This is a genomic window from Curtobacterium flaccumfaciens (assembly GCF_051548005.1).
Lineage (GTDB): Bacteria > Actinomycetota > Actinomycetes > Actinomycetales > Microbacteriaceae > Curtobacterium.
Genome location: NZ_JBPUGH010000148.1, coordinates 1 through 8,443, shown reverse-complemented (window position 1 = coordinate 8,443; position 8,443 = coordinate 1). Strand labels below are relative to the sequence as shown.

The following is an 8,443-nucleotide window of genomic DNA, read 5'->3' as shown; positions in this document are numbered from 1 at the left end:
GGATGGTGCGGCAGGGGCTCTTAGCTCAGTTGGTAGAGCGCTTCGTTTACACCGAAGATGTCGGCGGTTCGAGTCCGTCAGGGCCCACCCCCGCCGCCCCGCCTCCGCCCGCGTGCACACCGGCGCCCGGCCGGTTCGCGAGCCACTCCGCGAACGACGGCCCACGCACGACCGCGTCCGGTCCGGGGAGCAGCGCGCCACCGCGGAACGCGGAGCCCAGTCGCCCCGGGATCGGCAGCGGCAGCGGCAGCGGCCACCGTCGGTGACCGCCGAGTCTGCGCGTCATCGACCAGAGCGTGGTGGTGTCCGGGCCGGCCACCTCGACGACGGGCGGGTGATCGGGGTCGAGTGCTGCAGCGGCGACGACGTCGGCCACGCTGTCGAGCGCGACCGGCTGGATCAGCATGCCGGGGACGAGCGCGATCGGTCCGAACCGCATCCGCTCGAGGTTCTGCTCGGCGAACTCGAACCACTGGGTCGACCGGACGACGCGGAGGTGTCGGCTGGTCGATCGCGCGAGTGTCTCCTGCGCCGTCTTGCCAACGAAGTACCCGTAGCCCTGGACCTCGACGCGACTGCACTGGGCGATGGACAGCAGGACGTGTCGTGCGCCCGTCCGGTTCGTGGCGTCGGAGACCGCCCTCGTCGACGCAGTGAAGAACGCCGAGGCACGTCGCCGGCTCGTCGTGAAGCGCCCGGAGGCTTCGACCACGGCGACCGCGTCGCCGACCGCGGACTCAACGTCGTCGCGGGTGACGTCGAAGCCGCGGGAGGGCGAGAGCACGACCGGGGCCCCGCCTGCTCGCTCGATCGCGGCGGCGATCGCCGCTCCGGACCGGCCGCCGCCGATGACGGCCACTCGCGCTGTTCCCATGACGTCCTCCCTGCCCTCTACAAATGTAGAGGATGATACGGTCGGGCGTCCAGAGGGGGCAGGCATGACCAGACGCGACGACATCGGCGACGCCGGCATCCGCTGCATCGCCCGGGGCGGCTCGCGGGCGCTCACCCACCGAGCGGTCGATGCCGAGGCCTCCCTGCCGCCGGGATCGACGTCGTACTACGCCAGGTCGCGGCGCGAACTCCTCCGGCTGGTCGCCGGACGGATTACCGCACAGCTCGACGCGGACCTCGACGCGCTGGTGCTCCCAGCGGAGGGCGATCCGGCTGCCGTCGCAGCGACGTTCCTCGACACGATCGCCGATCGTCACGATGCCCAGGTCGCCCGCTACCTCCTGCTCGTCGAGCTGCGCGACGACGACGAGCTCCGCCGCACGCTCACCGCCGCAGACCCCGTGCGGCAGCGGCTCGACGCCGTCGGTACCGCGCTGCTCCGCACGATCGGCATGTCCGATCCCGAGCAGCGTGCCCCGGAGCTCGTCGCGCTCGTCGACGCGCTCCTCCTCCAACGGATCGCCGACGCGGCACCGCTCGACGTGCGATCGGTGCTCGCCGCCTACCTGCGCGGGATCACGGACACCCGCTCGCGCTGAACCACCACCTTCCGACAGGATGAGGAGCCCGAACCCCCGGGAGGTGACCGGTGCCCGCAGCAGGTGACGACCGCGACGGCGTGGGCCACGGTCCCGCCGCCAGTCGACTGGGCGTGCTCGCGCTCGTCGTCACCGCCGTGCTCTGGGGGACCACCGGTACCGTTGCCGCTGCGGCGCCCACCGCCGGACCGCTCGCGATCGGCGCCGCAGCCCTCGGGATCGGCGGGCTCCTGCAGGCGGCGATCGCCGTCCGGCCCCTGCGCGCCGCGTGGCCGGTGCTGCGACGGCACCGCGGGCTGGTGGCCCTCGGCGGGCTGGCGGTCGCCGTGTACCCGCTCGCGTTCTACAGCTCGATGCACGTCGCCGGGGTCGCGATCGGCTCGGTGGTGTCGCTGGCATCGGCACCGCTCGCGTCCGGGGTCCTGGAACGTGTGGTCGACCACCGTCCGCTCGGGCGCCGGTGGGTCGTCGCAGCGGCGATCGGCGTCGCGGGCAGCACCGTCCTGTGCCTCTCCGGAGCAGGCGCGGCGCACGGCGCCACCGACGCAGCCGGACTCGCCGACGCGGCCGGCACCCCCGCGGCAGCCGGCGCCACGAACCCGGCCGCCACCGTGCTCGGCGTGCTGCTCGGCCTCGTCGCCGGGGCGACCTACGCCGTCTACTCGTGGGCGGCTCACCGCCTCATGGCTGCCGGCGCAGGACGAGCCGCGTCGATGGGAGCGGTCTTCGGCACCGGCGGCGTGCTCCTGCTGCCCGTGCTCCTCCTGACCGGCGGCCCGTTCGTCACCTCACCGTCCGACGCTGCTGTCGGGCTCTCCATCGCGCTCGTCCCGATGTTCCTCGGCTACCTGCTCTTCGGCGTCGGTCTCGCCTCCGTCCGACCGAGCACCGCGACGACGATCACCCTCCTGGAACCCGCGGTCGCGACGGTCCTCGCCGTGCTCGTGGTCGGCGAGCGCCTCGGCCCGGCCGGCTGGGCCGGCCTCGCACTCCTCGGCATCGCGCTGGTGCTCCTCGTGGCACCGCCCGTCCGGCGGCCCACCCGGTCCTGACCACACCAGCCACGGCCTGGAGGCACGGCGCCGGTCGGACACGCACCGCGCCTCCAGGCCGTGGTCCGGAGCGACGGACGCCCGCCGCCGTCGACGCGGCGACCGCCCGACGACGGTCGCGCCGACCGACGGACGGCTGCCGACGACGACACGGCGACCACCCGACGGGCAGGGCGTCAGCCGACGGGGACGTCCTCGCGGCGCTTCTGCCGCCACGGCTCCGCCGGCTGCTCCGGCCCGTTCCACACCTGCACGACACCCCACGCGGCCGCGAGGAGCGGCACCGAGATGATCGCGCCGGTGACCCCACCGAGGACCGTGCCCGCCGTCAGGCCGACGAGGATGACGAGGCCGTGGAGGCTCAGCGTCTTGCCCATCAGCACCGGCTGCAGGAAGTTGCCCTCGATCTGGTTGACGAGGACGACGATCGCCACGACGATGACGGCCTGCACCGGACCGACCGACACGAGCGTCACGAGGGCGGCGAGCGTGCCCGCAATGGGGGCGCCGATCATCGGGATGAACGACGTCACGAAGGCCACGACCGCGAGCGGGATCGTCAGGGGCACCCCGAGGATCGCGAGGCCCGTCCCGATCGCGAGCGCGTCGAACGCGGCCACGGCGGCCGTCCCGCGCACGTAGCCGCCCAGCGTCTGCACGACCCGGTCGCCGACCCGACGGGCCCGGTCGTACTGCCTCCCGGTGAAGGGCCGGAGCAGGAACTCCCAGAGCGCCGGACCGTCCTTCAGGAAGAAGAAGAGGATCACGGCCATCAGCACGGCCCCGGTGACGAAGTTCGTCACCGCCGAGATCCCGGCGATCGCTCCCGAGCCGAACTGCGGGCTCGTCACGAACGACACCACACCGTCGACGGCGTCGTTGATCTGCGAGTCGGTGATCCGGACCGGGAGGTCGTGCAGCACGTCCTGCAGCTGCTGGAGTCCGTCCACCGCGGAGGACTGCAGGCTCGACCACTGGTTCGCCACCGTGGCGACGAGCAGCCACGCGACGCCCACCATCACGGCGAGCACCGCGACGAAGCACGCGATCGTTGCGAGCACCGACGGCACGCCGTGTCGACGGAGCCACGAGACGAGCGGGAACAGCGCCGACGCCACGATGAGCGCGAGGAGCACCGGGATCGTGACGAGACTGAGCTTCACGGTCGCGAGGACGATCATCGACACGACCACGACGACCACGACGAGCTGCACGCAGCGGATCGCGAGCCGACCGAACGGGTCGGACCACAGCGACCTCCGGCCGTCGATCGGGGCGGTGGTCCGGTGCAGGAAGGGCATGGCGTCCTCGGGGTCGGTGCGGTGGAGCGGGCAGGACCCCGTCGTCACCCGCCCGACGCTACCGACACGCGCCCGAGCGCGCCCGCCGCCGGACCCCCGCTCAGCGGAACGGACGGACGTCGCTCGTGGTCTCGCCCCGCGGCGACAGCCGCACGAGCCGGTACGACGCACCACCGTCGTACGCGAGCACCACGGTGTGCCCCTGCCACAGGTACGGGTACGCGCTCGGCTTCGGACGGTTGGCCGTGAACTCCGACAGCACCGCGCTCCGGACGAGCCCCCCGCCCCGCCGGTCGTACACGGCGACCTCGTCCGGCGAACTCGCCGTCGCCAGCGAACAGGTCGTGTCGACCAGGTACTGCTGACCACCGTCCCCGCGCAGGTCGCCCGAGGCCGTCACGAGCGACACCAGGTCACCGTCGCAGATCTGCAGACCGGGGTGCGGCGTCGCGGCGATCGCCTGCTGCAGCCCGGCGATCGACGTCGCCTCCGGGTACGCGTCCTGCGCGCCGGGCCGGGGCGGCTGCCCGGACGGGAACGCGGTGCCCGCACCCGCTGCGGCGGTCCCCGTCGCACCGGTCGCCTGCGTCGGGGAATCGGCCGGCGCGGTGGCCGTCGCCGCGGGTGTCTCCGCCGGGGTGGACGCGACCGCCGTGGGGGAGCCGGACCCCGCCGACGCGACGGACGCCGCGGACGACGGCTCCACGGCCCCGGAGGTGGCACACCCCGAGAGCGCGAGCGTGGACGCGGCGACGACGATCATCGCCGAACGGACGAGAGGCGTGGGGAGCTGCATGGTCTCGACCGTAGCCACCCGTCGTCGCAGCACCACGACAGCTCCGCCGTGGTGTCGACCGCACGGCGTCCCCGAACCGCACGACAGCGTGGGAACATCTGTCACGGGACTGACACATCCCTGCAGCGCGACCGAGACCGGCAGGACGGAGGCTCACAGCATGACCCGAACCGTCCCCTGGCGGACCACCGGCATCGTCGCCGCCGCGCTCGCCGTGGTGAGCGTCCTCGTCGCCGCCACCGGTGCCATGGCCGCACCACTCGGACACGACACCGCACCGGTCCGTGCCGACCCCGCCGTCCGCACCGCCTACTACGCCGGCTGCGGCGACCAGGCCGTCGCCGAACCGGTGTCCGTCCCGATCTGGTGCCAGTCCGCCGACCAACGCCTCGAGGACCTCACCTGGTCGTCCTGGGGTGGTACCCGGGCACTCGCGACCGGCGTGTTCACCGACAACCCGTGCGACTGCGCCGGCGGCACCGTCACCACGTACCCGGTCGCGGTCCGGTTCGACGACCCCACCAGCGTCGGCGCCGTCCAGCGGTACGGCCGTCTCAGCATCACGTTCGCGGCCGACCGGCCCGCATGGGCCGTCCGCCCCACGATGCACTTCCTCTGGGGCGACCTCGGCTTCCTCTCGGACCAGAGGCGCCCGTGAGACGAGGGAACGCCGACGGACCCGCCCCGCTCGTCCTGCTCGCCGAGGACGACCCCGACGTGCGCGAGACGACCCAGCTGCTGCTCCTGCGCCGTGGCTGGCGCGTGACCCCGACCGCGGACGGTGTCGACGCGCTCGCCGCGGTGGACGTCGAGGTGCCCGACATCGCCGTCGTCGACGTCGCGATGCCGCGCATGAACGGACTCGACCTCACGGCACGGCTGACGGCGCTCGGCGTGCCCGTGGTGCTGCTCACGGCCCGGAGCCTCGCCGTCGACGAGGTCTCCGGACTCGCCGCGGGAGCAGACGACTACGTCACGAAGCCGTTCGACGCCGACGTCCTCTCGGCGCGACTGCACGCGGTGCTCCGCCGTGCGCGCGGCGTCGTGTCCGAGACCGTCACGATCGGCGACGTCCGGATCGACCTCCGGGCTCGACGGGTCGAGCGGAACGGGGTGCCGGTGAGCCTCACGTCGGTGGAGTTCCGTGTCCTCGAGGCACTGCTCCGCGAGCGCGGTGCGGTCCTCAGCCGGGAGCAGGTCGTCGCGATGGCGTGGGACAGCACCTGGCAGGACCCCCGCATCGTCGACACGAACGTGCAGCGGCTCCGGCGGAAGCTGGGGCCCGACGTCGTCGAGACGGTCCGCGGGTTCGGGTACCGCGTCGAAGCCGACCGCCCGTGAACCGGGCGTGGTCCTCCGCGGACACGGTGCGTCGACCCGCGGCCCCGAACGAGCGCGTGCCGTGGTGGCGCTCGCTCCGCTTCCGGACCGCCGTCGCCATGACCCTCCTCGCGACGACGCTCGTCGTCGGTGCCGGCGCGGTGTTCGCGCGGACCGCGATCGACGGGGCGACCGCGCAGCTCCGGCAGCAGGCGCTCACGCAGCTCGACGAGACCACGGCGACCCAGGCGTTCGGCGGCAACCTCCCGCCGCGCGCCACCGACGACCCCTCGGCGCTCCCGGCGGCCCTCCGACGGGCGTTGGGCGCCGGCGGACCGGTCACCTACGACGACGGTGACTCGATGTGGGCGGCTCGACGGCAGAGCTCGGGCATCATCGCGACGCGGATCGACGACGCCCCGGTGCGGGCGCAGTGGGCGAACCTGCAGCGCACCTTCGTCGTCGCCGCCGTCCTGGCTGCGGCCGTGGCAGCCGTCGGTTCCTGGGTCGCCGCGGGACGACTCACCGCCCGACTCCGACGGGCCGCGGCGGCCGTGGACGACACCGTCGCGGGTCGGACACCCGCGGAGGTCGCTGGGGAGGACGAGGTCGCCGTGCTCTCCCGTGGCCTGGCGGAGACGGCCGCTGCCCTCGCGCGGAGCCTCGACCACGAGCGGGCGATCACGGCCGAGGTGGCGCACGACCTCCGGACGCCCGTGACCGCACTCGTCGGTGCCGCCGAGCTGCTGCCGGACGGCCCCGATGCCGCTCGCGTGCGACGGGTGGCCGACCGCCTCCGTCAGCTCCTCGACGACCTGCTCGACCTCTCCCGCGCCGCGCACGACGCCGGTGCCGTGCACGCCGTCCCGCGCGACCTCGGGAGCACGGTCGACGAGATGCTCCGACGGGAGGGGCTCGATGGCCGTGTCCGACGCGAGGCCCGGTCGACGGGGACGGTGATGGTCGACCCGGAGCACCTCGCCCGGGCGGTGACGAACCTCGTCACGAATGCCGAACGACACGGCGCCCAGCCGGTCGTCGTCCGCACGGAGGGTTCGACGCTCACCGTCCGTGACGCCGGCCCCGGGTTCCCCGACGACCTGTTGCGCGACGGCCCGAGGCGGTTCGGTGCGCTGGGGTCGCACGCCGGTGCCGGCATCGGGCTCGCCATCGTGCTGCAGCACCTCGCTGCGTTCGGTGCGGTGCTCCGGCTCGAGGACCCGGGGGACGGAGCGGCGGCGGTCGTCGAGCTCCGGCCCGCCGACACCGAGGCCCGGCCCGGCGTCAGCTCGTGACCGGGAGGACCCAGAACACGGCGAGGCTGACGATGACGGTGAAGGTCACGGCGATCGCCACCTCGAGCAGCAGCACCACGAGGTCGTCCTGCGCGGGGGAGTCGTCGGTCTCGTGCGTCGGGAAGGTCATGGCGGCACGGTAGGTCCCGCGCGTGACAGCCGTGCGGCAGGCGCGTGCCGTCACGTCCCGTGCTCGGCGCGCGGCCGTGCGGCGTCGGGGCACGTGGCGTCACCGGACTGTCACACAGGTGGTCGTGATGACGACGGACGGGAGGACGGTGCCGGCCGGTACCGTCCTCCCTCGCTGGCTCGGTCGGCGCACCCCGCGCAACGCTCCGCGTCGCAGCTGAGCGTGATGCGCCCGTCCGTCACGGCGCGCGTCAGCGCGTCAGCAGTCGGCCTTGCTGATCGCGAGGTCCAGCGTCTTCTGGTCGCTCGCGAAGACGTAGTGGTACTGCATGCCGATGCCGTCGTCGAGCAGCTTCTTCGTCGCGCTCGTGGTGCAGGCGTTCGACACGACGGACTGCCGGAGCGTGCTCTGCTGCACCGACGACGAGTCGACCGACGCCGAGATCGTGTAGTCGTAGCGGATGGCCTTGCCGCGTGCCTCGATGTCGGTGAGCGTCGTGACGGAGTCGATCTGCTTCGGCAGCTCGTAGTCCTTCTTCAGCTCGGTGACGCCCTGCTGCACCTGGTCCTCGGCGGAGGGCTGCATCGCCGACGTGATGGCGTACCGGACGCCGAACGCGACGACGGCCGCGACGACGACGGATGCGATCGTGATGCCGATCGCGGCGGCACGGGACCGTCCGGCCTTCGGCGGCGGCGCGTACGGCGCGGCCCCCGGGTACGGCTGGCCCGGGTACGGCTGGCCCGGGTACGGCTGGCAGGGTTGCTGCGGCTGGCCCGCGTACGGCTGGCCGGGTTGCTGGGGCTGGCCCGGGTACGGCTGGCCGGGTTGCTGCGGCTGGCCGTTCGGTTCGGACGGCGGTGTCGTGCTCATGTGGTCCCCCCTGTGACGTGATGCACGGCCGTGCCGGCCGCACCTCCGAGACCTACCAGCGTGGAGGACACCGAGGCGGGAGCTGCCCGTCGTGCGTCGGTGGCCGATCCGGTGCACGGATCTCGGGGATCGCGCACCGGATCGGCCACACGCTCGATCGAGGTCCCCGCCGCACTCCGTCGC

At 73.5% G+C, this 8,443-nt stretch carries 10 protein-coding genes and 1 tRNA gene; 7 read left to right on the top strand and 4 right to left on the bottom strand.

All coding sequences use genetic code 11. The features are described 5' to 3' along the window. Positions 1 to 14: 14 nt before the first annotated feature. From ACSW7Y_RS14455 to ACSW7Y_RS14440, 4 genes are all read left to right on the top strand, one after another. Positions 15 to 87 (top strand) — tRNA-Val (locus ACSW7Y_RS14455). Positions 88 to 334: 247 nt separating this feature from the next. After that, a complete protein-coding gene (locus ACSW7Y_RS14450; RefSeq protein ID WP_438126943.1) occupies positions 335 to 910 on the top strand; it encodes a hypothetical protein in 576 nt (191 codons plus the stop codon). A 28-nt stretch (positions 911 to 938) separates the two neighbouring features. Continuing rightward, positions 939 to 1,493: a TetR/AcrR family transcriptional regulator gene (locus tag ACSW7Y_RS14445; protein WP_438126942.1), complete on the top strand. Its 555-nt coding sequence runs from the start codon at positions 939 to 941 to the stop codon at positions 1,491 to 1,493. Positions 1,494 to 1,543: 50 nt separating this feature from the next. Next, positions 1,544 to 2,545 (top strand): DMT family transporter, encoded by a 1,002-nt coding sequence (locus ACSW7Y_RS14440; RefSeq protein ID WP_438126941.1) that lies wholly within the window; start codon positions 1,544 to 1,546, stop codon positions 2,543 to 2,545. A gap of 176 nt (positions 2,546 to 2,721) precedes the next feature. Here ACSW7Y_RS14440 and ACSW7Y_RS14435 read toward each other — a convergent pair whose 3' ends face one another. Both ACSW7Y_RS14435 and ACSW7Y_RS14430 read right to left on the bottom strand, forming a co-directional pair. Continuing rightward, a complete protein-coding gene (locus ACSW7Y_RS14435) occupies positions 2,722 to 3,894 on the bottom strand; it encodes an AI-2E family transporter (protein ID WP_438126940.1) in 1,173 nt (390 codons plus the stop codon). Positions 3,895 to 3,946: 52 nt separating this feature from the next. Beyond that, the gene (locus ACSW7Y_RS14430) at positions 3,947 to 4,642 is read right to left on the bottom strand and encodes a hypothetical protein (RefSeq protein ID WP_438126939.1); all 696 of its coding nucleotides are present in this window, start codon (positions 4,640 to 4,642) and stop codon (positions 3,947 to 3,949) included. A gap of 160 nt (positions 4,643 to 4,802) precedes the next feature. Between ACSW7Y_RS14430 and ACSW7Y_RS14425 the strand changes: the two genes are divergently transcribed. The 3 genes from ACSW7Y_RS14425 to ACSW7Y_RS14415 are packed head-to-tail and all read left to right on the top strand — an operon-like array spanning position 4,803 to position 7,257. After that, a complete protein-coding gene (locus tag ACSW7Y_RS14425) occupies positions 4,803 to 5,300 on the top strand; it encodes a hypothetical protein (RefSeq protein ID WP_438126938.1) in 498 nt (165 codons plus the stop codon). Beyond that, on the top strand, positions 5,297 to 5,983 hold the full coding sequence (locus ACSW7Y_RS14420) for a response regulator transcription factor (RefSeq protein WP_438126937.1): 687 nt from the start codon (positions 5,297 to 5,299) through the stop codon (positions 5,981 to 5,983). Before ACSW7Y_RS14425 ends, ACSW7Y_RS14420 begins: the two co-directional genes overlap by 4 nt. Then, complete coding sequence (locus tag ACSW7Y_RS14415) at positions 5,980 to 7,257, top strand: sensor histidine kinase (protein WP_438126936.1); 1,278 nt, start codon at positions 5,980 to 5,982, stop codon at positions 7,255 to 7,257. The genes ACSW7Y_RS14420 and ACSW7Y_RS14415 overlap by 4 nt, the downstream gene beginning before the upstream one ends. On the opposite strand, the gene ACSW7Y_RS14410 is transcribed toward ACSW7Y_RS14415, so the two are convergent. Then, on the bottom strand, positions 7,247 to 7,387 hold the full coding sequence (locus ACSW7Y_RS14410; RefSeq protein WP_438126935.1) for a hypothetical protein: 141 nt from the start codon (positions 7,385 to 7,387) through the stop codon (positions 7,247 to 7,249). The genes ACSW7Y_RS14415 and ACSW7Y_RS14410 overlap by 11 nt on opposite strands. Before the next feature lie 258 nt (positions 7,388 to 7,645). Beyond that, positions 7,646 to 8,260: a hypothetical protein gene (locus ACSW7Y_RS14405; protein WP_438126934.1), complete on the bottom strand. Its 615-nt coding sequence runs from the start codon at positions 8,258 to 8,260 to the stop codon at positions 7,646 to 7,648. Positions 8,261 to 8,443: the final 183 nt, after the last annotated feature.